General features: G+C 63.4%; 1 protein-coding gene. It reads left to right on the top strand.

Annotation, left to right across the window (positions count from 1 at the left end; genetic code table 11):
• The coding region (locus tag HMPREF2554_RS02430; RefSeq protein ID WP_305793965.1) for a Tex-like N-terminal domain-containing protein at positions 1 to 265 on the top strand (265 nt) is incomplete at both ends.

Genomic DNA, 265 nt, shown 5'->3' with positions numbered 1-265 from the left:
TACCGCAAAGAAGCTACGGGCGCGCTCACCGACACCCACCTGCGTGCTATTAGCACCCGGCTCGATGCCCTGCGTGCGCTCGAAACTCGCCGCGAGAATATTCTCAGCTCGCTCGCCCAACGCCGCGAAGACGGGCTAATTGACCCGCTCACCTACGAACAACTCATCACAGGGGTGGGAGCGGCATCCAGCAAACAAGACCTCGAAGCGCTCTACGCACCCTACCGAAGCGAGCGCATCACCAAGGCGCAGCGTGCCCGGGCGG

This window comes from Rothia sp. HMSC071F11, assembly GCF_001809115.1.
Lineage (GTDB): Bacteria > Actinomycetota > Actinomycetes > Actinomycetales > Micrococcaceae > Rothia > Rothia dentocariosa.
Note: the sequence above shows the minus strand (reverse complement) of the source record. Positions and strands in the feature narration are given on the sequence as shown.